The following is a 26,703-nucleotide window of genomic DNA, read 5'->3' on the forward strand; positions in this document are numbered from 1 at the left end:
TCCCCTATTCCAGGGAGTGAATCGCCTCTTTATAATGCTTGCGGCAGACGGAGACATAGCTCTCGTTACCGCCAATCACCACCTGCTCACCGGCGTGCATCGCCTGGCCGTTTTCATCCAAACGCAACACCATATTGGCTTTGCGCCCACAGTGACAGATGGTTTTCAATTCCACCAGCTTATCGGCCCAGGCCAGCAAATATTGGCTGCCGGTAAACAGCTCACCGAGAAAATCGGTACGCAGGCCGTAGCACAATACGGGAATGTCCAGTTGGTCCACCACATCGCACAATTGCTCAACCTGCGCCTTGGTCAGGAACTGGCTTTCATCCAGCAGCACACAATGCACCGGCTGCTGTTGATGCTCTTGCTGAATCATGGCGTACAGCATCGAGTCGTTGTTATAGAGCTGGGCCTGCGAGGATAAACCGATGCGCGAGCTGACCTTACCTACGCCAAAGCGGTGATCGATCTCCGCAGTGAACACCAGCGTGCGCATACCACGTTCTTGATAGTTATATGAAGACTGTAGCAGCGCGGTGGACTTGCCGGCATTCATCGCAGAGTAATAAAAATAAAGTTGAGCCATGGCCCCGCAACTCCGATGGTATAAGAAATATTCAAATGTCGATTAGGACGGTAAGTGTACCATAAGCCGCCCCCAGGCTCAGCCCAAAGCGAACGAATATTGCGTTCGCCGTAATAATGCGCTTTCAAGCGAAACATATCGTTCTGTCGGCCCGTTCCTTTTACAGCTATTTACAGGATAATGTATGCCTGTCATCACTATTAATTCTTGCTAATGGTTAACCGCGATCATTTGCCCATTAATGCATAATCGCGGTTTCACCGCGGCGGGTGCCGCAACCGCAACGGCGCGCCAGTCTATTATACTCGGGGCCAATACAGGGCATTTAATCACCTTCGCTATCCCCGACGTTTCCTGACGCAATCTTTACCTATATACCCCTATTGTTTACAATGTCTGCCTAGCCATGACGTGATTAAGCCCACAGAACCCATTGTAATATTGATATAAATTACGGCGATAACTTATCGATGAAAGCCTTGCGACACGCGCCTTTTAAAGCATGCCTGTTGAAATTTTGACTTAAGTGCGACAAGGGTAATAGTTAACAGCCCTTCCTATATTAGTCGGACAGATCCGATTAACGGTTTTTTAAAAGGTAAATTTGAGTATTCAAGTCAATTTGGCTATTGCAGAAAAGAAAATAGCGCTCTATTATTATCGAGACGCCCCCCACCAATATAATTTGAGACTAGGACAATGAGCGAAGCATTAAAGATTTTGAACAACATCCGCACTCTGCGCGCCCAGGCAAGAGAATGCACACTGGAAACGCTGGAAGAAATGCTCGAGAAACTGGAAGTTGTTGTGAACGAACGTCGCGAAGAAGACAGCCAGGCTCAAGCAGAAATCGAAGAACGCACCCGTAAACTGCAGCAATACCGCGAAATGCTGATTGCTGACGGTATCGATCCGAATGAACTGCTGCAAACCATGGCTGCCAACAAGGCTGCCGGTAAAGCAAAACGCGCAGCACGTCCTGCTAAATACCAATATAAAGACGAAAACGGCGAATTGAAAACCTGGACCGGCCAAGGCCGTACTCCTGCGGTGATTAAGAAAGCTATCGAAGAGCAAGGTAAATCTCTGGACGATTTCCTGCTGTAATAGCGATTCAGCCCGTATCTGAAAGGCTCCCTGCGGGGGGCCTTTTCATTTTAAAGCTTATCGACGTGATCCTGCCTCATCCCTTTCCTTTTAGTAAATATCCTAATTCGCATTTTGTTCCTTGCATGAGGTTCCAGCGTAAAAAAAAGGGCCCTAAGGCCCCTTTTTCGCATATACCCTCGTTCAATTATTGAACCTGGTAGAATGCCTTATACCAATCAACAAAGCGCTTCACCCCCTCTTCAACGCTGGTTTCCGGCTTAAAACCAATGTCACGATAAAGCTCTGCGGTATCCGCGCTGGTATCCATCACGTCGCCAGGTTGCATTGGCAGCATATTCTTGCGGGCAGTTACCCCCAAAGCCTGCTCCAACGCCGTGATATATTCCATCAGTTTAACGGGGGTGTTATTGCCGATATTATAAACATGATACGGCGCGGAACTGGTCGCCGGCGATCCCTGTTCAACGGTCCATGACGGATCTGCCTGCGGAATAACCGCCTGCAGCCGCACAATCGCCTCGGTGATATCATCAATGTAAGTAAAGTCACGGTGCATTTCACCGTGGTTATATACATCGATGCTCTCCCCCGCCAATATGGCCTTGGTAAACTTGAACAGCGCCATATCCGGACGCCCCCAGGGACCATATACGGTAAAGAAGCGTAGCCCCGTCGTCGGGAGACCGTATAAATGAGCGTAACTGTGTGACATCAGCTCATTGGCTTTTTTGGTTGCCGCATACAGTGACACAGGGTGGTCGACAGAATCTTCGGTAGCAAACGGCAACTTGCGATTGAGGCCATAAACAGAGCTGGAGGAAGCGTAAAGTAAATGCTCGACCTTATTATGACGGCAGCCTTCCAGAACGTTCAAATGACCGATCAGGTTAGCGTCCGCATAAGCCAACGGGTTGACCAGCGAATAACGCACGCCGGCTTGGGCACCCAAATGAATGACTCGTTGGAACTGATGCTCGGCGAACAATGCCGCCATGCCCTCACGATCGGCCAAATCCAGCTTGATGAAGCGGAATCCCGGCTTATCCGCCAGCCTGTCCAGACGGGCCATTTTCAGGCCCACGTCATAATAGTCATTCAGGTTATCGATGCCGACAACCTGATGCCCGGCGGTCAACAAACGCTCTGCAACGTGATAACCAATAAACCCTGCGGCGCCTGTAACCAGGAATTTCATGCCCACTCCTTAAATAACCGGTTTAATCGAGGCACCGCGGCCAATCGCATAGTAGGTAAAGCCGCGATTCGCCAAACGCTCAGGATCGTACAGGTTACGTCCATCGAAGATCACCGGCTGTTTCAACGCACTCTTGATCACATCGAAGTCCGGCGCGCGGAAATTCTGCCATTCGGTGCAGATCACCAGAGCATCGGCGCCATGCAACGCAGCCTCTTTGGTACCCATCAGCTTCAGGTCGTCGCGCTGGCCATAGATGCGCTGAACTTCGTTCATCGCTTCCGGATCGTAGGCCTGGACGGTGGCGCCGGCAGCCCACAGCTGCTCCATCAGCACACGGCTGGACGCTTCACGCATGTCATCGGTATTCGGCTTGAACGCCAGGCCCCACAGTGCGAAGGTTTTGCCCTTCAAATCGCTGCCGAAATAGTCTTTGATAAAGCTGTTCAGCTTGTCTTTTTGTTGGTAGTTGACCTGCTCTACCGCCTGCAACAGCTTCGGTTGGTAACCGATCTGCTCCGCCGTGCGGATCAGCGCCTGAACATCTTTCGGGAAGCAAGAACCGCCGTAGCCACAGCCAGGGTAGATGAAGTGATAACCAATGCGTGAATCGGAACCGATGCCCTGACGCACTTTCTCGATGTCCGCGCCCAACATTTCCGCCAGGTTGGACATTTCGTTCATAAAGCTGATTTTGGTCGCCAGCATGCAGTTGGCGGCATATTTGGTCAGCTCCGCGCTGCGGATATCCATCATGATCATACGATCGTGATTGCGGTTAAACGGCTCGTACAGCTCGCGAATAGGCTCGATCACCTCTTTATTATCGGTACCGATAACGATGCGCTCAGGGCGCATGCAGTCAGCCACCGCAGCGCCTTCCTTCAGGAATTCAGGGTTGGACACCACGTCAAACGGCACGTTGCTGCCGCGTTTTGCCAGCGTTTCCGCCATCACCTGACGCACTTTGTCCGCCGTGCCGACCGGCACGGTAGATTTGTCGATCACCACTTTGCGATCGGTCATGTGCTCGGCGATGGTGCGCGCCACCGCGGTGACATATTTCAGATCGGCGGAACCGTCTTCATCCGGCGGCGTACCGACGGCGATAAACTGGATATTCCCGTGCGCCACACCCGCTTTGGCATCGGTGGTGAAATGCAGGCGCCCGGCCTCATAGTTTTGCTGTACCAGCGGCGTCAGGCCCGGTTCAAAAATCGGGATATTCCCTTTTTTCAGGTTCTCGACTTTTCGCTCGTCAACATCGATGCACATAACGTCATGGCCAACTTCAGCCAGCACGGCGGCCTGTACCAGCCCCACATAACCAATACCAAAAACTGTTACTTTCATGTGAAAATCCTAGTTTTTCAAATTAAGACGAAAGATCAAATCACTTCTTGTCAGCGGCAACAACCTGCTGCAGCCACTGAGAAAACTCTTTGCCCAGGCTGGCATGACGCATGCCGTACTCCACGAAGGCCTGCATGTAACCCAGTTTGTTACCGCAGTCATGGCTCACGCCTTTCAGGTGATACGCTTCCACCGTTTCCTGCTGCATCAGCATTTCGATGCTGTCAGTCAGCTGAATTTCATCGCCGGCGCCTGGAGGCGTTTTCGCCAACAGCGGCCAAATATCGGCGGACAACACATAACGACCGACAATCGCCAGGTTGGAAGGGGCTTTATCCGGCGACGGTTTCTCAACCACGCTGACCATCGGCGCGCTTTCGCCCGGTTGCAAATCAACGCCCTTACAGTCGGCTACGCCGTAGTTTCCGACATCCTTATGCGGCACGGGTTCAACCATGATCTGGCTGACGCCGGTGGCTTCGAAGCGCTGCAGCATTTCATGCAGGTTGTCTTTTTTCGGATCGGCGCTGTATTCGTCGAGGATCACATCCGGAAGCACCACCGCGACCGGTTCATCGCCCACCATCGGGTAGGCACACATAATCGCGTGCCCCAGGCCTTTGGCATTACCCTGACGAACCTGCATCACGGTAACGCCTTTCGGGCAGATCGACTGCACTTCGTCCAGCAATTGGCGCTTGACGCGTTTTTCCAGCATCGCTTCGAGTTCGAAACTGGTATCAAAATGGTTTTCGATCGAGTTCTTGGAGGAGTGGGTGACCAGCACAATCTCGTTAATCCCCGCCGCAATGCACTCATTGACGACGTATTGGATCAGAGGTTTATCAACCAGCGGCAGCATTTCTTTCGGAATGGCTTTGGTGGCCGGCAACATCCGCGTACCCAAGCCTGCAACCGGGATCACGGCTTTTCTGACTTTGCGATTTACAGCAGGCATTATTTCCTCTCTTAAAGCTAAAGCGCTCATTTTATGAGCTTGGGCTCGATATAAAAAAACCTTCGGAGTATACCAGCTTATGCGCGCCGAGCATTAACCAGAACACAAATAGAAAACATTTAGGACTATTACCCGTTCGGATAATCCGGAGAATAAATAAACGGTTTAATTACAGATAAGTAAATAGCTTAAGATCGCGCCGATCGCTGCCTGCTATTCAGCGCTGAGCATCAGTCGCAATCGGCCACCGCTGCCCCATACCTGACATTGCCAGGCGGTACAACGCTGGCTGATCTGATTCATGTAGGTAGCCCCCAGCGTCCCCAGCGGCACGCCGTTGCTCAACTGGATTTGATTGTCACCGGTATTGACGTTGGCATGCAGCCCGGCGGAAACCAGAATCAGGTTTTTATTTTCGGCGTGATAATATCCCAACAACAGAGGGAATTGACCGTCTAATTTCCCCTGCCGCAATAATTGATTAACCTGCTTTAACAATGCCGACATTTGCGGCAAACGATGCTGTTGATTAGCCAGATGGTCCTGCAGCAGCCCATTAAATAATGCGCGCAACAGCAATGCCGCCAATACGCCATTATCGCCGGCACGCGTGACGTCCAGACAATAGAATGCCAGATCCTTTTCTGACAAGGCGGCGATATCCAGCACCAGGCCGGGATTTTCGCCGGTGGTTAACTGCCGATAGTTGATCCGGCAATGCGCAATGGTCTGCTGTACCGGCGGCTGCAGTTGCTTAAGCAGTTTGACGGCTTCGGAAGGATTTTTGCTCAACGCATCCCAGTCCTGAAACAGTTCAACCTCTTCAATCGCCTGGGAGGTGAACATATTGGGGTATAAACACGCCAGCACCGCTTCACGCAGGCGATTGAGATCGGTCAGCGGCTTGAGCAGCACATCCTGCACGCCCAACCGCAGCACCTTGGCGATGTCCGCCATCTTGTCGGTGGCCGAGATCACCAGCACCGGGATCTGCAGCCCCTGCAAACGCAGATGTTCAACAAATTCGATACCGCCCATTTCCGGCATCGCGAGATCGCACAGAATCAGATCCGGCTTGAAGTCATCGACGGCACTCAGCGCCTGTAAACCGTTGGTCGCCTCGCCGGTTTCAGCGCCCAGCGAGGTCAGATAACCGACCAGCACGGAACGAAAAACCTGTTCGTCCTCAACGATCAAGATGCGCTTGTGAGTGAGTGGTAATGCCATCAGCCGAGCCTCGTCCCTTTCCATAGTGTAATAGTGGCTCAAAAAGGTCACTTATGCTCGTCTGAAACAGACCAACTGCGCATTGCCAACCAAGAACCGAGAATTATCTATTTTTTATCAACGGCAACAACCGATCCAGTTGTTTTTCAACCGCCAGCAACCCCGCCTCGATCGCTTCATCGGCGCGGTGGAAATCCAGCGTTGAGATTTGCGGGCAAAAAGGCTGGATCAAGACATCCGGCGGATCGCTCGCCATCCGGTTGCGCTTCAGGCGATTTTCCAGCATTTGAATCGATGTGCTCATAATCTCCATCGCCGTCGGCGCCGTCGCCGGTTTGCGCTTACGCATTCTGCCGACGCGTTCCCGCAGACGCCCGCGCCAGGTAGCCGCAGGCGCATCGTTCGGGCTTTCTTCCTCGATACGTATCGAGAACAGGTCCTGCTGCATCAGGTGCGCGTCATGCTGCAGATCGACCGCAATGACGATATCGGCGCCCATGGCGCGGCAAAGCGACACCGGCACCGGATTGACCACCGCGCCATCCACCAGCCAATAGCCGTCGGCCCATACCGGCGCCAACAGGCCAGGCATGCTGCAGGAGGCGCGTATCGCCTGATGAATATCGCCTTCGGTCAGCCACAGCTCACGCCCGGTGCTGAGATTGGTCGTCACGGCACCGAACTTCAACGCACAATCGGCGATATCATTGATCTTCAGCAGCTGTCCGACGGCGTTAAACACCCGCTCGCCGCGCAATAGGCCGCCGCGCTGCCAGGAAAAATCCATCAGGCGAATCACGTCCCAATAGCTGAACGATCGCACCCACTGCTCCATCGCCGGCAGGCGATGGCTGGCGAACGCGGCGCCCACCAACGCGCCGACAGAGCAGCCGGCAACGATATCGACCTCAATCCCCAGCTTCTTTAACGCATTGATCACGCCGATGTGCGCCCAGCCTTTAGCCGAGCCCGCTCCCAGCGCCAGTCCGATCTTGATTTGCCGCATAGCGCCATCCTCTCGGTAAACGGTGTTCCCTGCTTTCAGGGTAGATTGTCACTGACGAATATTGTTAGGTAACATATGCGCTAAATTCATTTTCAGCCTCGTTTTATCAGGAGTCATTTTGCCCGAATCATGCCCATGCGGCAGCGGACTGGCGTATAACGCGTGCTGCGCCCCTTTTATCAGCGGCAGTCAGCCGGCGCCGACGCCCGGCCAACTGATGCGTTCACGCTTCACCGCCTACGTGAATCATAACGTCGACTATTTGATCGCCACCTGGCACCCCGACTGTGGCGCCGAAGCGTGGCGCAATGCAATCGTCGACAGCTTTAAGAATACCGAGTGGCTGGGCCTGACCATCGTGGAAGAGAAAGCCGGTCATGAGCCGGATGAAGGCTTCGTCGAATTCATCGCCCGTTTCACCGATGGCGAAAGCGGCGAACCGCAGGCGATGCATGAGCGCTCGCGCTTCCTTCGTCGCGATCAACGTTGGTATTATATCGACGGCACCAAACCCCAGCCCGGCCGAAATGCGATGTGTCCCTGTGGCTCAGGGAAAAAATACAAGAAGTGCTGCGGGCGCTAGCCGGCCGGCGCTTCACGTTTACGCCTGCGCAGACAGGCCGTTCAGTATCAGACAGGATCCTCAAACCCATGCCGCACCAAAATGTACAACGGAAAGTGTTACGCACCATCTGCCCGGACGCCAAAGGGCTGATCGCCAAGATCACCAACATCTGTTACAAGCACGAACTCAATATCGTCCAGAATAATGAGTTCGTCGATCACCGCACCGGGCGTTTCTTCATGCGCACCGAGCTGGAAGGCATTTTCAACGACAACACGCTGCTGGCCGATCTGGACAGCGCCCTGCCGGAAGGTTCGCTGCGTGAACTGCACAGCACCGGGCGCCGGCGCATCGTGGTGCTGGTCACCAAAGAGGCGCACTGCCTGGGCGATCTGTTGATGAAAAGCGCCTATGGCGGCCTCGACGTTGAGATCGCCGCCGTAATCGGCAACCACGACACGCTGCAATCGCTGGTGGAGCGTTTCGATATTCCTTTCCATCTGGTGAGCCACGAAGGCTTGACGCGCGAACAGCACGACCGCGAAATGACGGCCAAGATCGATCAATATCAGCCGGATTACGTGGTGCTGGCCAAATATATGCGCGTGCTGACTCCGGCCTTCGTGCAACATTATCCGAATCAGGTAATCAACATTCACCATTCGTTCCTGCCGGCGTTTATCGGCGCGCGGCCTTATCACCAGGCCTACGAACGCGGGGTAAAAATCATCGGCGCCACCGCCCACTACGTTAACGACAATCTCGACGAAGGCCCGATCATCATGCAGGACGTGATCCACGTCGATCACACCTATTCCGCCGAGGATATGATGCGCGCCGGCCGCGACGTGGAGAAAAATGTGCTCAGCCGCGCCCTGTATCAGGTGCTGGCGCAGCGCGTCTTCGTCTACGGCAACCGCACCGTTATTCTGTAATCGTTCAATAAATCGGTGCATTTCGTTCAGGGATGCACCGCCAAGAATAAAAAAACGGCAAACGATTCATTTTCTGCATTTCAATACTTTACACATCCGCTTCATTTGATATGATGCGCCCCGCTTACCGAGACAGCGCTCTCGCAAGCAAGGCCAGTTAAATAGCCATGTATATGGTGGGGTTCCCGAGCGGCCAAAGGGAGCAGACTGTAAATCTGCCGTCACTGACTTCGAAGGTTCGAATCCTTCCCCCACCACCATCTTTTCGTTGCTGATACGCATTGGGTTAAAGCGAATCAGAAAGGGAAGGATAACGTGCTTTAGCGCGGCCCGAAGGGTGAGGAACGAAGTGACGAATAATCCTTCCCCCACCACCATCTTTTCTCCGCCAGGAGCGAAGACGCAGTAAAGAAACCGGCCAGGTTTCTTCCGGATGAAACCGGAACAACAATTTGTAAATCCATGAATACCATGGTGGGGTTCCCGAGCGGCCAAAGGGAGCAGACTGTAAATCTGCCGTCACAGACTTCGAAGGTTCGAATCCTTCCCCCACCACCATCTCTTGCAGAAAATCCCCAAACCGAATTACAAGCACATCGCCTCCATAATGCTCCGCATTGGGGAAGGATGAGAAGCTTCGACAGAGGTTCGAGTCTCACGCAGTGAGACAACGCGCTTTAGCGCGGCCCGCAGGGTGAGTCGCGCAGCGACGAATCATCCTTCCCCCACCACCATCTCTTGCAGAAAATCCCCAAACCGAATTACAAGCACATCGCCTCCATAATGCTCCGCATTGGGGAAGGATGAGAAGCTTCGACAGAGGTTCGAGTCTCACGCAGTGAGACAACGCGCTTTAGCGCGGCCCGCAGGGTGAGTCGCGCAGCGACGAATCATCCTTCCCCCACCACCATCTCTTACAGAAAATCCCCAAACCGAATTACAAGCACATCGCCTCCATAATGCTCCGCATTGGGGAAGGATGAGAAGCTTCGACCGAGGTTCGAGTCTCACGCAGTGAGACAACGCGCTTTAGCGCGGCCCGCAGGGTGAGTCGCGCAGCGACGAATCATCCTTCCCCCACCACCATCCCTTGAAGAAAATCCCAAACCCTACTTAAAACACGTTGCATCTAATGTGCTCATATCAATAAATCAAGTTATCTCCCCTTATTAACCGCTTTCATCCAACCGTTTTGTTCCTCTCTCCCAGCCGTAACTTGAACTCCGGCCGACAATTCGCTATACCACTGGCTTCTTTAGTGCAGTAAGGAACAGGTGGATGCGAAACAATATTTGCGTTTTTTGTGGCGCCAGCGAAGGCGTCAATCCCGCTTATGCCGAGCAGGCTCGTCAACTGGGGCAACTGCTGGCCGCACAGGGGCGCCGTTTAATCTACGGCGGCGGCAAAAAAGGATTGATGGGGATCGTGGCGGACGCGGTGTTGGCCGCAGGCGGTGAAGCGGTCGGCATTATCCCCGAGCGCCTGGTTGAAGCGGAAACGGCGCATCGTGGCCTGACTGAACTGGAAGTAGTGCCAGACATGCATACGCGCAAAGCCCGTATGGCGGCGCTGGCGGACAGTTTTATCGCCCTGCCCGGCGGCATCGGCACGCTGGAAGAGCTGTTTGAAATCTGGACCTGGGGGCAAATCGGCTATCACAACAAGCCGGTCGGCCTGCTGAACGTCAACGGATTCTACCGCCCGCTGAGCCAGTTCCTCGAGCACGTCGCCGATCAGGGCTTTATGCGTCACGACTATCTCGGCACCCTGCACATCAGCGAATCGGCACAGACGCTGCTGCAACAGTTTGACGACTATCAACCTAAAAATTACGACCGCTGGGCGAAATAAACCTGCTGCGCAGTCAGCGGTCCCACCGCTGTCTGCGTTACATTTCCCGCCAAACTCTGCTACTATCACAGCACATTTTTCTCGTGAAGACGGCACCGCTCATGAAGTTTGTCTCTTTTAATATCAATGGACTGCGCGCGCGTCCGCATCAGCTGGCGGCAATTATCGAACAGCACCAGCCCGACGTGATCGGTCTGCAGGAAACCAAAGTTCACGATGACATGTTCCCATTGGAAGAAGTCAGCCAGCACGGCTATCACGTGTTCTATCACGGGCAAAAAGGCCATTACGGCGTGGCGCTGCTGACCAAAGCGGAGCCCCTGGCCGTGCGCCGCGGTTTCCCAACCGATGAAGAAGACGCGCAGCGTCGCATCATCATGGCCGATCTGGCTACGCCGCAGGGCACACTGACGGTGATCAACGGCTACTTCCCGCAAGGTGAAAGCCGCGACCACCCGATCAAATTCCCGGCTAAAACACGCTTTTATCAGGATCTGCAAAACTACCTGGAGCAGCAGCTATCGGCGGAATCCCCGGTGCTGATCATGGGCGACATGAATATCAGCCCCAGCGATTACGATATCGGCATCGGCGAAGACAACCGCAAACGCTGGCTGCGCACCGGTAAATGCTCCTTCCTGCCGGAAGAGCGCGAATGGATGGATCGCCTGCTGAACTGGGGCCTGGTCGATACCTACCGCCACGCCAACCCGGGGCGCAACGACGAGTTCTCATGGTTCGACTACCGCTCCAAAGGGTTCGATGACAACCGCGGCCTGCGTATCGATCTGCTGCTGGCCAGCACCCCGCTGGCTTCGCGCTGCATCGCCACCGGCATCGATTACCAAACCCGCGGCATGGAGAAACCTTCCGACCATGCGCCGGTCTGGGCGGAATTTACGCTGTAACCCCATCACCCCGGCGCTCGCCGGGGTTTTACTCTGTGAAGCCAATGAAAATTATCGACGTGGTAGCCGCCATTCTGGAACAGAATGGCCGCATTTTGCTGGCCCAGCGCGGCGCAGGCAGCGATCAGGCCGGTCTGTGGGAGTTTCCCGGCGGCAAGGTTGAAGCCGGCGAAAACCAGCCAGAGGCGCTGGCGCGCGAGCTGGATGAAGAATTGGGGATTTGCGCCCGTATCGGCAACTATGTGGGCAGCAATCAGTGGCAGCAAGGCGAACGCCTCATCCGGCTGCACGCCTGGCAAGTCGCAGAGTTCTCCGGTGAACTGCAACAGCGCTGCCACTCGGCGCTGGTCTGGGTCACGCCGCAACAGGCGCAGGAATACGCTCTGGCACCCGCTGACGTTCCACTGCTGGCGGAGTATATCGCCGCGCAAGGCGATTCACGCTGAGCGCGGCGATAGGTTACATAGTCACTTCTTTAATCGCACCCAAATCAAGGGGTTGGTGCCGATAGTGTTAGGCTCACGCACACACTGCAGCACTTCCCCTTCCACTTTGAGCACCGCGCCTTCGGAATAGTTTTGATTCTGGTAGACGCAACAGCGGTTGCAGGGCTGCGCCGGTGGCGAATTGGCGCCGTTTTTCGCCGTCCCCCAAATCTCCGGCGAAACCGGCAACACCACGTCCACATCGCCCCGGTTGGCGGCGGCCAGGCCGGAAAACATCAGGGCAGCGGCAGCCAGCACCCCATTGAGTCCGCGTTTCATTCACTCTTCTCCTGCGCCTTGCCGGCGCTTTTCCTGCGTTTTTTGCCTCCGCTGGAAGGCGGCGGCGGCAACCCACGAAACGCCATGCTCGCCCGGCTCTGCTTAGCCTGATAAATCAGCTCTTGCAGCGTGCCGACCAACGGCTGCATAAAGTCCTGATAACGGCAGGATTTCTCGCTGATTTGCGTCAGCGTGGCTTCCCAGTTGGCCGTCATATCAGGACGCGCAGCAAGATCCGGCAGCGAGTGAATCAACGCGCGCCCGGTTTCGCTGGAGTGAATATAGCGTCCCTTCTTGTACAGAAACGCCCGTTTGAACAGCAATTCGATGATCCCCGCTCGCGTCGCTTCCGTTCCTAAACCATCGGTCGCCCGCAGGATTTTCTTTAGCGCTTTATCTTGTACGAACCGCGCGATGCCGGTCATGGCCGACAACAGGCTGGCGTCAGTAAACGGCCGCGGCGGCTGCGTCTGGCGCTCCACCACTTCACCGCGCTCGCACAACAACTCATCATCTTTAGCCACCACCGGCAGCGGGGCACCTTCGTTTTCCTCGTCGCGCTCCTTACTGCCCAGCAGCGTACGCCAGCCGGCTTCCGCCAGGAATCGCGCCTTGGCGATAAATTTGCCGCCGGCGATATCCAGCTCGATCACGCATTTGCGGAATACCGCATCCGGACAGAACTGCATCAGATACTGGCGCGCCACCAGCCCATACACGTTCCGTTCATCCTGCGTCAGATTAATCTTGCCGGCGCGGGCGGTGGGAATGATGGCGTGGTGCGCATCGACCTTCTTATCGTCCCAGCAGCGGTTGCGGCGATCGCTGTCGATCACCGGCTGCGGGTACAGTTCAGGCTGGTGCACGCTGATGGCGTTCAGCACCGCATGGCGGCCGGCGAAATGCTCTTCCGGCAGGTAGCGACAGTCGGAACGCGGATAGGTGATCAATTTATGGGTTTCGTACAGCCGCTGGCAAACGTCCAGCACCTGTTGGGCGCTGAGGTTATAACGCCGGGCCGCTTCGATTTGCAGCGTGGAGAGCGAAAACGGCAGCGGCGCAGTATCGGATTCCCGTTTATCGTTATAAGACGTGACCAGCGCCGGCTGGCCTTCGATGCGCTTGACCACGTGCTCCGCCAACGGCCGGTGCAGCAAACGCCCCTCTTCGTCCTGATAAGGCTCACAGGACTCACTGGGCTGCCACAGCGCCACGAAGCGTTCTTCTTTCGGCGTGACGATGTGCGCCTTGACCTCAAAGAAGTCTTTTGGCACGAAGTTTTCGATCTCTTCATCACGCCGTACCACCAATCCGAGCACCGGCGTCTGCACCCTGCCTACCGACAGCACGCCGTCGTAACCGGCGTTGCGGCCCAGCAGCGTGTAGGCGCGGGTCATATTGATGCCGTACAGCCAGTCGGCGCGCGAACGCGCCAGCGCAGACACGCACAACGGAATGAAATCACGGTTGTCGCGCAGGCGTTCAACCGCGCGCTCCACCGCCTGCGGGTTGAGATCGTTGATCAGACAGCGGCGCACCTTCTGGCGCTTTTCCGCCGTCAAATCCAGGTAGTCCAGCACCTCATCCACCAGCAGTTGCCCTTCGCGATCCGGGTCGCCGGCGTGAACCACTTCATCGGCTTCAAGCAGCAACTTTTTGATGGCGTTGAGCTGTTTGCTGACCGACGGCCGCGGCTGCAAGCGCCATTTTTCGGGGATGATCGGCAGATCCGCCAACGACCAGCGCGCATAGCGGCTGTCATAAGCGTCAGGCTGAGCCTGTTCCAACAGGTGGCCGACGCACCAGGTCACCACGTCGTTGTTGCCGCAGGCGATATACCCGTCGCCGCGGCGATGCGGCTTGGGCAAGACGTCGGCAATGGCGCGCGCCAAACTCGGTTTCTCGGCTATGAACAGTCGCATTAATCACCGTTTTTCTGGCTGAACGTCATCAAGAATTCTCTTACTTCTGCATAGTTCCCGCGGAAGACAATCCGCTGGGCTTTCTTTTCCAACTGATAGCAATACATCGGATCGTAGTACTGCTGCAACAGGGGCGCCAACCACTCACGGTGCGCCTCGCCCTGGCCGCTGAGCCGCTGTGCCCGCAGCGCCGCTTCCAGCCGCTGCGTCAGTTGCTGGAAGCGTTCCAGCCCCAGGCGGCGGCGTATGGCGAACAGGCCGTGGTGCAGATAGTCGTCGTACTGTCGCCAGCCCTCTTCCATGCCATAGGCCTGTTCGAACTGTTCGCGCATCCCGTCGATATATTCGGCCTGCAGGCGCGCCAGACGAATATCGAACGGATCGTCGATCACCGCCACCGGCGCCTGCTGCATGCCGTTGAACAACGGCAACGGCAGATTGTTGCTGCCGATGATCCGCCCTTCGTCTTCCAGCACCCAACGGCGGCTGCCACCATGCTGTTTTTTCAGCAATAACACAGCCAGACGATTCTCAAAATCGATCTGTGAGCTTTGCCCCGCCAGCGTTCGGCCAAAAGATGAACCGCGATGGCGCGCCGCGCCTTCCAGATCGACGCCGTCGGCCAGTTCGTTGACCAGCAACGTCTTGCCGCTGCCGGTATTGCCGCCCACCAGGGTCATCGGCAACGCCGCGCTTTGCGCCAACACGCCCAGCAGATAATTGCGCAGCGCCTTATAACCGCCAGTGATACGCGGGTACTCGACGCCGGCCTCATGCAGCCATTGCTGCACCAACTGCGAGCGCAACCCGCCGCGGAAGCAGTAAATATAGCCTTCGGGTCGCTGCGCACAGGCCGCCAGCCAGGCGGCGGCGCGCTGTTCGCGCAGTTTGCCGTTCACCAGGCTGTGGCCGAGCGCGATCGCCGCTTGCTGACCATGCTGCTTATAGCAGGTGCCCACCGCCTGCCGCTCGCTGTCGACCATCAGCGGCAGGTTCACCGCCTGAGCGAAGGCGCCTTGCTGAAACTCGATCGGCGCGCGCACGTCAATCAGCGGCACGTCCTGCAGAAAAATGCGTTGATAATCGGCGCTGTCCGGCCTGCCTTGCATCTTGGACACTACACAACCTCGATCAGCGGTTTACCTGCCTGTGCGGCATGCAGCTCACCGATAGGATTGAGCGTGATGCCGTGCTGCTCGGCAATCGCCAGCACCTGTGCCTGCGCCTCCGGCAATACCGCCAACAGCAAACCGCCGGAGGTTTGCGGATCGCACAGCAGTTGGCGCTGTAAATCGCTCATCTCGCCCACCAGATGGCCATAGCTGTCGAAGTTGCGCCCGGTGCCGCCCGGCACGCAGCCCTCGGCGATATACGCCTCGACGTGCGGCAGCTTCGGCACCCGATCGAACCAGACCGTCGCCTGCAGACCGGAACCCTGGCATACCTCGCTCAAGTGGCCCAGCAAGCCAAAGCCGGTGATATCGGTCATCGCCGTGACGCCCGCCACCTCGGCAAAGTCGGCGCCCGGCTTGTTAAGGCGGCACATCACGTCCGTCGCCAGCCCTTGATGCTCAGGACGCAGCTTGCTTTGCTTCTCGGCTGTCGTCAGCACGCCAATGCCCAGCGGCTTGGTCAGATAGAGTTGCGCGCCGGCCTGTGCGGCGCTGTTCTTTTTCACTCGCTCGGTATTGACCACGCCGGTGACCGCCAGGCCGAAGATAGGTTCCGGCGCGTCGATGGAATGGCCGCCGGCCAGCGCGATCCCTGCCTGTTGGCAGGCGAAACGCCCGCCGTCGATCACCTGCTGCGCCACCTCCGGCGGCAGTTTGGCGATTGGCCAGCCGAGAATGGCGATCGCCATGATCGGTTTGCCGCCCATGGCGTAGACGTCGCTGATGGCGTTAGCGGCGGCGATGCGGCCGAAATCGAACGGATCGTCGACGATCGGCATGAAGAAGTCGGTAGTGCTGATGATGCCGACGCCGTTGCCGATGTCATACACCGCCGCGTCGTCGCGGGTTTCATTGCCGACCAACAGACGCGGATCGACAAATTTTTCCCGCTCGCTGTGCAAGATGGTTTCGAGAACTTTCGGTGAGATTTTGCAGCCGCAGCCAGCGCCATGGCTGTACTGGGTTAAACGGATCGCTGGCGATGTCATAGTCCACTCCCTTCGGTAACGGCACTCAAGATAACATAGGGTAGCGCTTGCCGAGGGGATTGATAAGAGCGCGCCGCGGATAAGCGAGCGGCCTGCTCAGAAACCATGCAATTTTGCGGGGTTTGGCGCATTTTCGCCGCGCCCCGTTGGAAAAAACTTAGAAATAGCTGACGAAAGGCGTGCTGTCTGGCGGCGTCACTTTGGTGGCGGCCTTCAACTGCGGCGTGCCCAGGTACAGGAAACCGACGATCTCATCCTGCTCGCGGCAGCCGAAGGCTTCGCGCACCAGCGCATGCTCGGTCCAGGCGCCGGTGCGCCAGATGCCGTTAAAACCCTGCGCCAACGCCGCCATCTGCATCGCCTGCACGGCGCAACCGGCGGAAACCACCTGCTCCCAGCGCGGCACCTTGGTTTCTTCAGTGCAATGCGCGATGACGGTGATGATCAGCGGCGCGCGGAACGGCGCCTTGGTGGCTTTTTCAATCGCCGCTTCGTCCAGTTGATCCTGCTTCGCCGCCGCCTGCAGCAGTTGGCTGAAACGCTCCAGGCCCTGATTTTCGATCATCACGAAACGCCATGGCTGCAGCGCGCCGTGATCGGGCGCACGCAGTCCCGCGTTGATGATATTTTGGCGCACTTCCCCCGCCGGCGCCGGTTCCGCCAGGCGTGAAGCCGAGCGGCGATTCAATAAAAGATCCAGAGCATCCATCGTAAACTCCTGATAACAATTTTCATTCCGGCCACGTTAACATAGCTAAACGACGAGTTACAGCCTCGGCGATAGCGTCTGTGTGCCACGATTTAAAGCTGACATTTACCCGGCCGCTCATTAGGATAGCGGAACATTCTCGACTCTTGTTGGAGAGCACATGCGCACATTGTGGCAAATTATTGCCGGCATTTTCCGGTGGACATGGCGTCTGCTGAATTTTATCAGGGAACTGATCCTTAACCTGTTCCTGGTCCTGCTGATCCTGGTTGGGGTTGGCATCTATCTGTCCTTCCAAAGTTCCTCCACCTCGACGGCCCCGGCGCGCGGCGCGCTGCTGGTCGATTTAAGCGGCGTGGTGGTCGATCAGCCTTCGGTAAACAACCGGGTGCGGCAATGGGGCCGTGAACTGTTGGGCGCCTCCAGCAGCCGCCTGCAGGAGAACTCGCTGTTCGACGTAGTCGACAGCATCCGCAAGGCCAAAGACGACAAAAACATTACCGGCATGGTGTTGCAGCTGAATGATTTCGTCGGCGCCGATCAGCCGTCGCTGCGCTATATCGGCAAAGCGCTGCGCGAGTTCCGCGACAGCGGCAAACCGATCTTCGCCATCGGCGGCAGCTACAACCAAACGCAATACTACCTGGCCAGCTACGCCAACAAGGTCTTCCTGTCACCGCAGGGCGCGGTCGATCTGCACGGTTTCGCCACCAACAACCTGTACTACAAGTCGTTGCTGGACATGCTCAAGGTCACCACCAATATCTTCCGCGTCGGCACCTATAAATCGGCGGTCGAACCGCTGATCCGCGACGATATGTCCCCGGCGGCGCGCGAAGCGGACAGCCGTTGGATCGGCGGCCTGTGGCAGAACTACCTGGAGACCGTGGCCGCCAACCGCCAACTGACGCCGCAGCAGCTGTTCCCGGGCGCCGCCGGCGTGCTGAGCGGCCTGCAGGCGGCCGGTGGCGACACCGCCCGCTATGCGCTGGACAATAAGCTGGTGGATGAACTGGCGTCGCGCACCGCGATCGAAAATCAGCTGGTCAAGACCTTCGGCTGGGACAAACAGGTGAACGATTTCAACGCCATCAGCATCTATGACTATCAGCCGAAGCCGGACGCCAACCAGGGCGGCAAGATCGCCGTGGTGTTCGCCAACGGCGCCATCATGGACGGCCCGCAGACGCCGGGCAACGTCGGGGGTGACACCACCGCCGCCGAGCTGCGCCAGGCGCGTCTGGATCCGGCCGTCAAGGCCGTGGTGTTCCGCGTCAACAGTCCAGGCGGCAGCGTCAGCGCGTCCGAAGTGATCCGTTCCGAGCTGGCCGCCGTGCGCGCCGCCGGCAAACCGGTGGTGGTGTCGATGGGCGGCATGGCCGCGTCGGGCGGCTACTGGGTCTCGACGCCGGCCGACTATATCATCGCCAGCCCGAGCACCCTGACCGGTTCGATCGGCATTTTCGGCATCATCAATACCTACGAGAAAACTCTGGATACGCTGGGTGTGCACACCGACGGCGTGGCGACCTCGCCTCTGGCCGATATCGCGGTCACCAAGGCGCTGCCGCAGGAGTTCTCGCAGATGATGCAGCTGAACATCGAAAACGGGTATAAGAACTTCCTCGATCTGGTCGCCAAATCACGCAAGATGACCCCGCAGCAGGTTGACCAAATCGCGCAGGGCCACGTGTGGCTCGGCAGCGACGCTAAGGCCAACGGCCTGGTCGATCAACTGGGCGATTTCGACGACGCGGTGAAGAAAGCCGCCGAGCTGGCAAAGCTGCAGCAGTGGCAGCTCGACTGGTTCGTCGATACCCCAAGCCTGAGCGATATGGTGCTCAGCCAGTTCGGCGTTTCCATTCACGCCATGCTGCCGGCCGCGATTCAGGCCATGCTGCCCGCCCCGCTGGCCTCGGTCGCCAACGCGGTGAAAGAACAACCGGGCTTGTTCAATAACCTGAACGATCCGCAAAACCGTTATGCGATCTGTCTCACCTGCGGAGATGTCCGCTAACAAATAATTCTGCAGCCCGGCCACCGCCGGGCTTTTTTTCTGCCGCCATGTCCCTATAATTCAGCCCATCTTATCTTTGTTAAAATCACAACCATGCAAAAGAAATCCATTTACGTCGCCTACACCGGCGGCACCATCGGCATGCAGCGCTCAGATCATGGCTACATCCCGGTTTCCGGCCACCTGCAGCGCCAGCTGGCGCTGATGCCCGAATTCCATCGGCCGGAGATGCCGGATTTCACCATTCATGAATACGCGCCATTGATTGACTCTTCAGACATGACGCCGGAAGACTGGCAGCACATCGCCGACGACATCAAGCAGAACTACGATCGCTACGACGGCTTCGTGATCCTGCATGGCACCGACACCATGGCGTTCACCGCCTCTGCGCTTTCCTTCATGCTGGAAAACCTGGCCAAACCGGTGATCGTTACCGGCTCGCAGATTCCGCTGGCGGAGCTGCGCTCCGATGGCCAAACCAACCTACTCAACGCGCTGTATCTGGCGGCCAACCATCCGGTGAACGAAGTCAGCCTGTTCTTCAACAACAAGCTGTTCCGCGGCAACCGCACCACCAAAGCGCACGCCGACGGCTTCGACGCCTTCGCCTCCCCGAATTTGCCGCCGCTGCTGGAAGCCGGCATCCACATTCGCCGCCAGCAAGGCATCGACAGCCCGGCTTGCAACGGCGCGTTGCAGGTGCATGACATCACGCCGCAGCCGATCGGCGTGGTCACCATCTATCCGGGCATTTCCGGCGCGGTGGTGCGCAATTTCCTGCTGCAGCCGGTCAAGGCGCTGATCCTGCGCTCCTACGGCGTCGGCAACGCGCCGCAAAAGGCCGAACTGATCGACGAGTTGCGTGCGGCCTCTGAACGCGGCATCGTGGTGGTCAACCTGACGCAGTGCATCTCCGGGCGCGTCAATATGGAAGGCTACGCCACCGGCAACGCGCTGGCGCACGCCGGGGTGATCAGCGGTTTCGACATGACGGTGGAAGCCGCCCTGACCAAGCTGCACTATCTGTTGAGCCAGCCGCTGACGCCGGAACAAATCCGCGCCCTGATGCAGCAAGATCTGCGCGGCGAGCTGAGCATCAACGGTTAACCTACTGAACTCTGGAGCGGCGATGAAAACGGCCCTGTTGTTGATCGATCTGCAAAACGACTTCTGCCCCGGCGGCGCGCTGGCGGTCACGGAGGGCGACGCCGTTATCCCGGTCGCCAATCAGGCGATCGCCGCCTGCCTGGCGCGGGGCGAGCCGGTGGTGGCCAGCCAGGACTGGCATCCCGCCAATCACCGCAGCTTTGCGGTGAACTCCGATGCGCAGGTCGGCACCCTCGGTGAGCTGGAAGGCCTGACGCAGGTGTGGTGGCCGGTGCACTGCGTGCAAGGGAGCCACGGCGCCGATTTTCATCCCCAGTTACAGCGGCAACACATCAATGCCGTCTTTCGCAAAGGGCAAGATACGAACATCGACAGCTACAGCGCGTTCTTCGATAACGGCCACCGTGCGCAAACCGAACTCCACGGCTGGCTGCAATCGCAGGGCGTCCAGCGGCTGGCGATCATGGGCCTGGCGACCGACTACTGCGTGAAGTTCAGCGTGCTGGATGCACTGGCTGCCGGCTATCCGACGCAGGTGATCGTCGACGGCTGCCGCGGCGTGAATCTGCAACCGGACGACAGTGAGCGAGCGCTGCAGGACATGGCGCGCGCCGGCGCACAGCTAGTTACCCTGTCACAGTTTCTCGCCAACTAAATCCTCTCGGGCGCCACCGGCGCCCTCTCTACGCAGCGGCGAAATTATCGACGCCGCTCACAATACCACCTTTCTTCTTCCCCAACGGCTTGTGACCGGCAGGCGCTTTTGCTGTTATGGCTGCGACGCTTTTGGCGTCAATCGGTTATACGCATCCGGGCCCACTGAGCCCGGCTTTATTGTGCCCGCCCCTGGCGGTACGGTCGGCCTTGCCGACCACAAGGAGACAGACATGAAAATAACCCGAAAACTGCTGCCTTTGCTGGCGGCGGTGCAATTGGCTATGGCCGGCGCAAGCACGGCCCAGGCGGCCTATCTCTCCGTCGGCTACTTCAACGGCGGCGGCGATGTCACCGCCGGCCCCGGTGGCGACATCGACAAGCTGGACGTGACGCAAATCACCCATCTCAACTATTCGTTTGGCCTGATCTACAACGACGAGAAAGACGAAACCAATGCGGCGCTGAAAGACCCCTCTCGCCGCCACCAGATCTACCTGTCGCCGAAAGTCACGGCCGATTTGCAACGTCTGCCGGTGCTGCGCAAACAGAACCCCGAGCTGAAAGTGCTGTTGTCGGTCGGCGGCTGGGGCGCACGCGGTTTCTCCGGCGCCGCCGCCACCGCGGAAAACCGGGCGATATTCATTCGCTCCGCGCTGCAGGTGATCGCACAGTACCGGCTGGATGGGATCGATCTGGACTGGGAATACCCGGTAAACGGCGCCTGGGGGTTGGTGGAAAGCCAACCGGCAGACCGCGACAACTTCACCCTGCTGCTGAGAGAGCTTCATCAGGCGCTGGGTAAAGGCAAGCTGTTAACCATCGCCGTCGGGGCCAACGTCAAAAGCCCGCAGGAATGGGTCGATGTGAAAAGCATTGCCCCTTACCTCAACTACATCAATCTGATGACCTACGATATGGCTTACGGCACACAGTACTTCAATGCCAACCTGTACGATTCAACGCGTTGGCCAACCGTGGCGGCCGCCGACCGCTACAGCGCCGATTTCGTGGTAAAGAATTATCTGGCAGCCGGATTGAAACCGGCGCAGATGAACCTGGGTATCGGTTTCTACGGCCGGGTACCGAAACGGGCGACCGAGGCAGGCATCGACTGGGACAAACCGGATGCCGCCAAGCATCCGGTGACGCGGCCTGACTTCAGCGCGCGAGAAATCGCCCTGTTCCGTACGCTGGGATTGGATCTCAGCAAAGACACTTATTTTAAATACCACGATATCGTCAACAAATTGCTCAACGATCCGCAGCAGCGTTTCCGCGAGCACTGGGATGACGATGCCAAAGTGCCATACCTGACGCTGCAATCCGCCGAAGGCAAACCGCTGTTCGCTATCTCCTACGAGAACCCGCGTTCGGTGGCCATCAAGGCCGAGTACATCAAAAGCCAGGGATTGGGCGGTGCGATGTTCTGGGAATACGGCGCGGACGACAACAACCGGCTGGCGCAGCAGTTGGCGGAATCGCTGGACATAAAGGGCGAGAAACGGTAAATCGACGGGGCGATGGCGACATCGCCCCGCTTTAGGGGAGGAGCTTTACTGCGGTTTGAGTTTGACCAGCGGCTCGGCAACGAACTGCTGTTTCAGCTCTTGCTTGCTCTTCATCACGATCTGCCCGTCGGTGCCGATGCTCATGTGCTGCGGATCGACATTGTTCATCGACTGCCACAGCATCACCGCCTGCAGGCTGTTTTCTTTCTGCTCCGGCGTCAGCGCCACGCCATCCGGCCATTTGCCCAGCTCAACCGCCTGTACCAGGCGCTGGTATATCTCGGGCGTCATCGCCGCAATCAGATCTTTCACGTCCATCAGAGCCTTTCTCGCTTACGGATGAATAATTAGCTGAATCGATTTTGTTGGTTAAATTACCACTTAACCGGCCGTTTGGTCGCCATTTTCGCCATCGGTGAAACTCAGCGAGGCGGAGTTGACGCAGTAGCGGTCGCCAGTCGGCTGCGGGCCATCGGGGAAAACGTGCCCCAGGTGCGCGTCGCAGTGGCCGCAGCGGATTTCAACACGATGCATATTATGTGAATTATCATCAAGATAACGGATTGCATCGGCGGAAACCGGCTCATAAAAGCTCGGCCAGCCGCAGCCTGAATCGTATTTGGTTTCGGAATAGAACAGCGGCTGGTTACAGCACAGGCAATGGTACACGCCCTCGCGCTTGTTGTGCAGCAATTTGCCGCTGAACGGCGCTTCGGTGCCACGCTGTTGCGTCACATAACGTTGGATTTCATTCAGTTCCGTGACCGGATGACCGGGGGTTGTCTCTTTAGCCATTTGTGCTTATCTCTGAATGTGGATAATGTCAACGAAAACAATGATTAATAATAACAAAAAATTAACACCGCTGCAGGGGTTTTTGGCCTAAACTGTAGCCCATAAAGGCCACGTCACGATGATATGTGATAACGATCACACATCTTGCGTATGCTGACTTTATACTTGGCGGCTTGTCCCCATATAACGGATGAGGCCGAGCGCAAATGGACTGTGCAATAAGCGTGCAAAACCACCCCTCCGGTTTGACTTGCCGCAAGTATTGACACGATTCCGCTTGACGCTGGGTAAGGTTTTTGTAATTTTACAACCAACCTTTTATTCACTAACAAATAGCTGGTGGAATATATGACTATCAAAGTAGGTATCAACGGTTTTGGCCGTATCGGTCGCATTGTTTTCCGTGCTGCTCAAGAGCGTTCTGACATCGAGATCGTTGCAATCAACGACCTGTTGGACGCAGAGTACATGGCTTACATGCTGAAGTATGACTCTACTCACGGCCGTTTCAACGGTACGGTAGAAGTTAAAGACGGCCACCTGGTTGTTAACGGCAAAACCATCCGTGTTACCGCAGAGAAAGACCCGGCTAACCTGAAGTGGAACGAAGTGGGCGTTGATGTGGTTGCTGAAGCGACCGGTATCTTCCTGACCGACGAAACCGCACGTAAACACATCACCGCCGGCGCTAAAAAAGTGGTTCTGACTGGCCCATCCAAAGATGCGACCCCAATGTTCGTTCGCGGCGCCAACTTTGACAAATATGCCGGCCAGGACATCGTGTCCAACGCCTCTTGCACCACCAACTGCCTGGCGCCACTGGCTAAAGTCATCAACGACAACTTCGGTATCGTTGAAGGCCTGATGACCACCGTTCACGCCACCACCGCGACTCAGAAAACCGTTGATGGCCCGTCTCACAAAGACTGGCGCGGCGGCCGCGGCGCATCCCAGAACATCATCCCTTCTTCTACCGGCGCAGCGAAAGCGGTTGGCGTGGTTCTGCCAGAGCTGAAAGGCAAACTGACCGGCATGGCGTTCCGCGTACCGACCCCTAACGTGTCCGTTGTTGACCTGACCGTGCGTCTGGAAAAACCGGCTACCTACGAAGAAATCAAGAAAGCCATCAAAGACGCCGCTGAAGGCTCTATGAAAGGCGTTCTGGGCTATGTTGAAGACGACGTGGTTTCCACCGATTTCAACGGCGAAGTGCTGACTTCCGTGTTCGATGCCAAAGCCGGTATCGCACTGAACGACAACTTCGTGAAACTGGTTTCCTGGTACGACAACGAAACCGGCTATTCCAACAAGGTTCTGGATCTGATCGCTCACATCTCCAAGTAATGGCATGATGTTAAGCTGATAATGAGGGCGACATTTTTGTCGCCCTTTTTTTACCCGTCATCTTTCGAGTCACCGCGTTGTTGGCTGCACACGCTCACCCCAGCCACTTACTTCGGTAAGCTCCTGAGGGTTCCTGTGCTTGCCGCCTGGCCGTGACCCGAAAGCTATAGGTTTCTTTGTATCTCCGGCAAACAATAGGTCATGAAATGAACGAGAAAATTTTCACCCTGCCCGTTTCCGAACAGATTTCTCCTTATATCAGCCAGCGGCAACTCGATGAGTTGGGCGTGGTTGTGGTGTCGCACCCGAAAGTGCGCGCGGCGGTCGCGCTGCAAGGCGCGCATTTGCTGGCCTGGCAACCTAGCGGGGAGCAGCCGGTGATTTGGCTCAGCAACAATACGCCTTTCGCCAAAGGCAAGGCCATCCGTGGCGGCGTGCCGATCTGCTGGCCGTGGTTCGGCCCGGTGGCGCAACCCTCCCACGGCTTTGCCCGCAACCAGCCCTGGAGTCTGACGGCGCACGATGAAGATGACAACGGCGTCATCCTGACCTTCACGCTGAAAGACAATGAGCAGACCCGCAAACTGTGGCCGCACGCCTTCACGCTGATTGCTCGCTTCAAGCTGGGTGAAGAGTGCGAAATCGAGCTGGAATCGCACGGCGATTATCAAGCCACGGCGGCGCTGCACAGTTACTTCCAGGTCGGCGACATCGATCGGGTCAGCGTGGCGGGTCTGGGCGAGCCTTATATCGACAAGGTGGCAGGCGGCGCAGAGGCGCACCAGACGGGCGAAGTGACCTTCGTCGGCCAAACCGACCGCGTCTATACCCGCCCGGAAGCTTTCAGCCAGATCCGCGATCCGGCGCTCGCTCGCACCATCGAGGTTCACCACCATCATATGAGCGACGTCATCGCCTGGAACCCCGGCGTGGAACTCTCCTGCAGCATGGGGGATATGCCGAACGACGGTTACAAGACCATGGTCTGCATCGAGACAGGGCGCGTCAGCAAACCGCTGGTCGCTGCCGGCGAGCAACCCGCCCGTTTGGGAGTCACCTTCCGCAGCCGTAAGAAGGCCTGAGGAACCGTGCGCGGAAGCGCACCACTGATGTGCAAAAGGGGCGCCAGCGCCCCTTTTTGATGCACGCCATGCACGATAACCGTGCAATGCGTGATTAGAAGGTGTAGCTCACACCCGTCATCAACAAACCGGTGTAAGATTTATCCACCATCGGGCTGTCTTTCACTTCATCCGACAACTTCACATAGCGGCCGACGAAGAAGGCGTTCCAGCTTTTGTTGATCTGATAATTGGCGCTCAATTCGAGATACGGGGCCCAGCTATCGCCAGGCGTGTAGCTGTCCAGGCCGCTGCGGCGTGATTCATTGGCGCTGACGCCGTAGTAATATTTGTTCTGGTTCTTGCTGTTCCACATCACGCCCACGCCCGGGACCAGCGTCAGCGCGTCCAGATCAAACTTGTACAGATAAGCGACATCGCCCACCAGCCCGTTGCTGTTGTTCAGCGTGTCGCCGGTGAAAGTGGTACGAAGGGTGCCCCATTCCGCATTGTGCGAATAGGCCAGGCCGGCCATCAGCGTGCCGCGACGCTTGTCGAGGCGCTTCATGCGATCGTCGTCGCTGTCGCCCGGACGGTAGCCCCATGGCGTGTAGTAACCCATGATGCTCAGCTGGTTTTCTTGATCTTTCCACAGGTAGTAACCGGCGGTCAGAGTACGGAAGTAGAAGTCGTCACCTTCATAGTCGATGACGGGCACCGGATAAACGCGGTCCTGATAACCGCGATACGCGTCCGGACTAACCAGCGCGGCAGCACCGAGTGACCAGGTCCCCGCCTGAGCACTTTGCGCACAAACCATTGCGGAAGCGATAATTGCTAGCGTTTTGAGTTTTGAAATCTTCACTGGTTCTTTTTCCATAAATTACAGGGTTAATAGCCGCGATAGTTTATGTGAAAATTTAGTTGCGTGCCTAATCTTTACAAAGGAAAACGACCA

Annotated in this window: 26 protein-coding genes, 2 tRNA genes and 4 other RNA genes; 18 read left to right on the forward strand and 14 right to left on the reverse strand. The window is 57.0% G+C overall.

Annotation, left to right across the window (positions count from 1 at the left end):
* Positions 1 to 4: 4 nt before the first annotated feature.
* A complete protein-coding gene (locus J0F90_RS13580) occupies positions 5 to 589 on the reverse strand; it encodes a thymidine kinase (protein WP_015378091.1) in 585 nt (194 codons plus the stop codon).
* Between the two features lie 699 nt (positions 590 to 1,288).
* Here J0F90_RS13580 and hns point away from each other — a divergent pair.
* Complete coding sequence (gene hns, locus J0F90_RS13585) at positions 1,289 to 1,696, forward strand: histone-like nucleoid-structuring protein H-NS (protein ID WP_004932170.1); 408 nt, start codon at positions 1,289 to 1,291, stop codon at positions 1,694 to 1,696.
* Positions 1,697 to 1,883: 187 nt separating this feature from the next.
* On the opposite strand, the gene J0F90_RS13590 is transcribed toward hns, so the two are convergent.
* The 5 genes from J0F90_RS13590 to rssA all read right to left on the reverse strand — a co-directional run bounded on the left by J0F90_RS13590 (position 1,884) and on the right by rssA (position 7,438).
* A complete protein-coding gene (locus J0F90_RS13590; protein ID WP_033640117.1) occupies positions 1,884 to 2,894 on the reverse strand; it encodes an NAD-dependent epimerase in 1,011 nt (336 codons plus the stop codon).
* A gap of 9 nt (positions 2,895 to 2,903) precedes the next feature.
* Positions 2,904 to 4,247, reverse strand: a complete 1,344-nt coding sequence (locus J0F90_RS13595) for a UDP-glucose dehydrogenase family protein (RefSeq protein ID WP_028127468.1) — start codon at positions 4,245 to 4,247, stop codon at positions 2,904 to 2,906.
* Between the two features lie 40 nt (positions 4,248 to 4,287).
* Positions 4,288 to 5,205, reverse strand: a complete 918-nt coding sequence (galU, locus tag J0F90_RS13600) for a UTP--glucose-1-phosphate uridylyltransferase GalU (RefSeq protein ID WP_015378094.1) — start codon at positions 5,203 to 5,205, stop codon at positions 4,288 to 4,290.
* 213 nt (positions 5,206 to 5,418) lie between these two features.
* Entirely contained in the window at positions 5,419 to 6,432 is a 1,014-nt protein-coding gene (gene rssB, locus J0F90_RS13605; protein WP_004932178.1) for a two-component system response regulator RssB, read from the reverse strand.
* A gap of 103 nt (positions 6,433 to 6,535) precedes the next feature.
* Entirely contained in the window at positions 6,536 to 7,438 is a 903-nt protein-coding gene (gene rssA, locus J0F90_RS13610; RefSeq protein ID WP_016927487.1) for a patatin-like phospholipase RssA, read from the reverse strand.
* A 118-nt stretch (positions 7,439 to 7,556) separates the two neighbouring features.
* On the opposite strand from rssA, the gene J0F90_RS13615 reads away from it, so the two are divergent.
* The 11 genes from J0F90_RS13615 to J0F90_RS13665 all read left to right on the forward strand — a co-directional run bounded on the left by J0F90_RS13615 (position 7,557) and on the right by J0F90_RS13665 (position 12,143).
* Positions 7,557 to 8,021: a YchJ family protein gene (locus J0F90_RS13615; protein WP_016927486.1), complete on the forward strand. Its 465-nt coding sequence runs from the start codon at positions 7,557 to 7,559 to the stop codon at positions 8,019 to 8,021.
* Positions 8,022 to 8,089: 68 nt separating this feature from the next.
* A complete protein-coding gene (gene purU / locus J0F90_RS13620; protein WP_016927485.1) occupies positions 8,090 to 8,938 on the forward strand; it encodes a formyltetrahydrofolate deformylase in 849 nt (282 codons plus the stop codon).
* Between the two features lie 175 nt (positions 8,939 to 9,113).
* Positions 9,114 to 9,198: transfer RNA gene (locus J0F90_RS13625), tRNA-Tyr, on the forward strand.
* Positions 9,199 to 9,227: 29 nt separating this feature from the next.
* Positions 9,228 to 9,315: non-coding RNA, RtT sRNA (locus J0F90_RS13630), on the forward strand.
* A gap of 96 nt (positions 9,316 to 9,411) precedes the next feature.
* Positions 9,412 to 9,496, forward strand: a tRNA-Tyr gene (locus J0F90_RS13635).
* 48 nt (positions 9,497 to 9,544) lie between these two features.
* Positions 9,545 to 9,672, forward strand: a non-coding RNA gene (locus J0F90_RS13640) — RtT sRNA.
* Positions 9,673 to 9,720: 48 nt separating this feature from the next.
* Positions 9,721 to 9,848, forward strand: a non-coding RNA gene (locus J0F90_RS13645) — RtT sRNA.
* Between the two features lie 48 nt (positions 9,849 to 9,896).
* A non-coding RNA gene (locus J0F90_RS13650) (RtT sRNA) lies at positions 9,897 to 10,024 on the forward strand.
* Between the two features lie 192 nt (positions 10,025 to 10,216).
* Complete coding sequence (locus J0F90_RS13655) at positions 10,217 to 10,789, forward strand: LOG family protein (protein WP_004932190.1); 573 nt, start codon at positions 10,217 to 10,219, stop codon at positions 10,787 to 10,789.
* A 101-nt stretch (positions 10,790 to 10,890) separates the two neighbouring features.
* Complete coding sequence (gene xthA, locus J0F90_RS13660) at positions 10,891 to 11,697, forward strand: exodeoxyribonuclease III (RefSeq protein WP_004932192.1); 807 nt, start codon at positions 10,891 to 10,893, stop codon at positions 11,695 to 11,697.
* A gap of 44 nt (positions 11,698 to 11,741) precedes the next feature.
* Positions 11,742 to 12,143 (forward strand): pyrimidine (deoxy)nucleoside triphosphate diphosphatase, encoded by a 402-nt coding sequence (locus tag J0F90_RS13665; RefSeq protein ID WP_033640116.1) that lies wholly within the window; start codon positions 11,742 to 11,744, stop codon positions 12,141 to 12,143.
* Positions 12,144 to 12,164: 21 nt separating this feature from the next.
* Here J0F90_RS13665 and J0F90_RS13670 read toward each other — a convergent pair whose 3' ends face one another.
* From J0F90_RS13670 to J0F90_RS13690, 5 genes are all read right to left on the reverse strand, one after another.
* On the reverse strand, positions 12,165 to 12,461 hold the full coding sequence (locus J0F90_RS13670; protein WP_033640115.1) for a YnjH family protein: 297 nt from the start codon (positions 12,459 to 12,461) through the stop codon (positions 12,165 to 12,167).
* Positions 12,458 to 14,383 carry a DNA topoisomerase III gene (locus J0F90_RS13675; RefSeq protein ID WP_016927481.1) on the reverse strand — a complete coding sequence of 642 codons (1,926 nt, stop codon included), beginning with the start codon at positions 14,381 to 14,383 and terminating at the stop codon, positions 12,458 to 12,460. Before J0F90_RS13675 ends, J0F90_RS13670 begins: the two co-directional genes overlap by 4 nt.
* Positions 14,383 to 15,492 carry a tRNA 2-selenouridine(34) synthase MnmH gene (gene mnmH, locus J0F90_RS13680; protein WP_033641401.1) on the reverse strand — a complete coding sequence of 370 codons (1,110 nt, stop codon included), beginning with the start codon at positions 15,490 to 15,492 and terminating at the stop codon, positions 14,383 to 14,385. The genes J0F90_RS13675 and mnmH overlap by 1 nt, the downstream gene beginning before the upstream one ends.
* An 8-nt stretch (positions 15,493 to 15,500) precedes the next feature.
* Positions 15,501 to 16,544 carry a selenide, water dikinase SelD gene (gene selD, locus J0F90_RS13685; RefSeq protein ID WP_016927479.1) on the reverse strand — a complete coding sequence of 348 codons (1,044 nt, stop codon included), beginning with the start codon at positions 16,542 to 16,544 and terminating at the stop codon, positions 15,501 to 15,503.
* 157 nt (positions 16,545 to 16,701) lie between these two features.
* Entirely contained in the window at positions 16,702 to 17,253 is a 552-nt protein-coding gene (locus tag J0F90_RS13690) for an NAD(P)H nitroreductase (protein ID WP_004932204.1), read from the reverse strand.
* Between the two features lie 160 nt (positions 17,254 to 17,413).
* Here J0F90_RS13690 and sppA point away from each other — a divergent pair, with 160 nt between their 5' ends.
* The 4 genes from sppA (at position 17,414) to chiD (ending at position 22,545) form a co-directional block, all read left to right on the forward strand.
* Complete coding sequence (gene sppA, locus J0F90_RS13695; RefSeq protein ID WP_033640114.1) at positions 17,414 to 19,270, forward strand: signal peptide peptidase SppA; 1,857 nt, start codon at positions 17,414 to 17,416, stop codon at positions 19,268 to 19,270.
* A gap of 93 nt (positions 19,271 to 19,363) precedes the next feature.
* On the forward strand, positions 19,364 to 20,380 hold the full coding sequence (gene ansA, locus J0F90_RS13700; protein ID WP_016927477.1) for an asparaginase: 1,017 nt from the start codon (positions 19,364 to 19,366) through the stop codon (positions 20,378 to 20,380).
* A 22-nt stretch (positions 20,381 to 20,402) separates the two neighbouring features.
* The gene (gene pncA / locus J0F90_RS13705; RefSeq protein ID WP_033640113.1) at positions 20,403 to 21,035 is read left to right on the forward strand and encodes a bifunctional nicotinamidase/pyrazinamidase; all 633 of its coding nucleotides are present in this window, start codon (positions 20,403 to 20,405) and stop codon (positions 21,033 to 21,035) included.
* A 232-nt stretch (positions 21,036 to 21,267) separates the two neighbouring features.
* Positions 21,268 to 22,545: a chitinase ChiD gene (gene chiD, locus J0F90_RS13710; protein WP_033640112.1), complete on the forward strand. Its 1,278-nt coding sequence runs from the start codon at positions 21,268 to 21,270 to the stop codon at positions 22,543 to 22,545.
* 45 nt (positions 22,546 to 22,590) lie between these two features.
* Here the strand turns inward: chiD and J0F90_RS13715 are convergent, their stop codons facing one another.
* Positions 22,591 to 22,863 (reverse strand): YeaC family protein, encoded by a 273-nt coding sequence (locus J0F90_RS13715; protein WP_004932218.1) that lies wholly within the window; start codon positions 22,861 to 22,863, stop codon positions 22,591 to 22,593.
* A 63-nt stretch (positions 22,864 to 22,926) separates the two neighbouring features.
* Positions 22,927 to 23,340: a peptide-methionine (R)-S-oxide reductase MsrB gene (gene msrB, locus J0F90_RS13720; protein ID WP_004932219.1), complete on the reverse strand. Its 414-nt coding sequence runs from the start codon at positions 23,338 to 23,340 to the stop codon at positions 22,927 to 22,929.
* A gap of 348 nt (positions 23,341 to 23,688) precedes the next feature.
* Between msrB and gapA the strand changes: the two genes are divergently transcribed.
* Positions 23,689 to 24,684, forward strand: coding sequence for a glyceraldehyde-3-phosphate dehydrogenase (gene gapA, locus J0F90_RS13725; RefSeq protein WP_016927474.1), 996 nt, complete (start codon positions 23,689 to 23,691; stop codon positions 24,682 to 24,684).
* A 206-nt stretch (positions 24,685 to 24,890) separates the two neighbouring features.
* Positions 24,891 to 25,766 carry a D-hexose-6-phosphate mutarotase gene (locus J0F90_RS13730; RefSeq protein WP_016927473.1) on the forward strand — a complete coding sequence of 292 codons (876 nt, stop codon included), beginning with the start codon at positions 24,891 to 24,893 and terminating at the stop codon, positions 25,764 to 25,766.
* Positions 25,767 to 25,860: 94 nt separating this feature from the next.
* Here the strand turns inward: J0F90_RS13730 and J0F90_RS13735 are convergent, their stop codons facing one another.
* Positions 25,861 to 26,625 carry a MipA/OmpV family protein gene (locus J0F90_RS13735; protein ID WP_015378103.1) on the reverse strand — a complete coding sequence of 255 codons (765 nt, stop codon included), beginning with the start codon at positions 26,623 to 26,625 and terminating at the stop codon, positions 25,861 to 25,863.
* Positions 26,626 to 26,703: the final 78 nt, after the last annotated feature.

Origin of the sequence: Serratia marcescens subsp. marcescens ATCC 13880, assembly GCF_017299535.1 — a bacterium.
GTDB lineage: Bacteria > Pseudomonadota > Gammaproteobacteria > Enterobacterales > Enterobacteriaceae > Serratia > Serratia marcescens.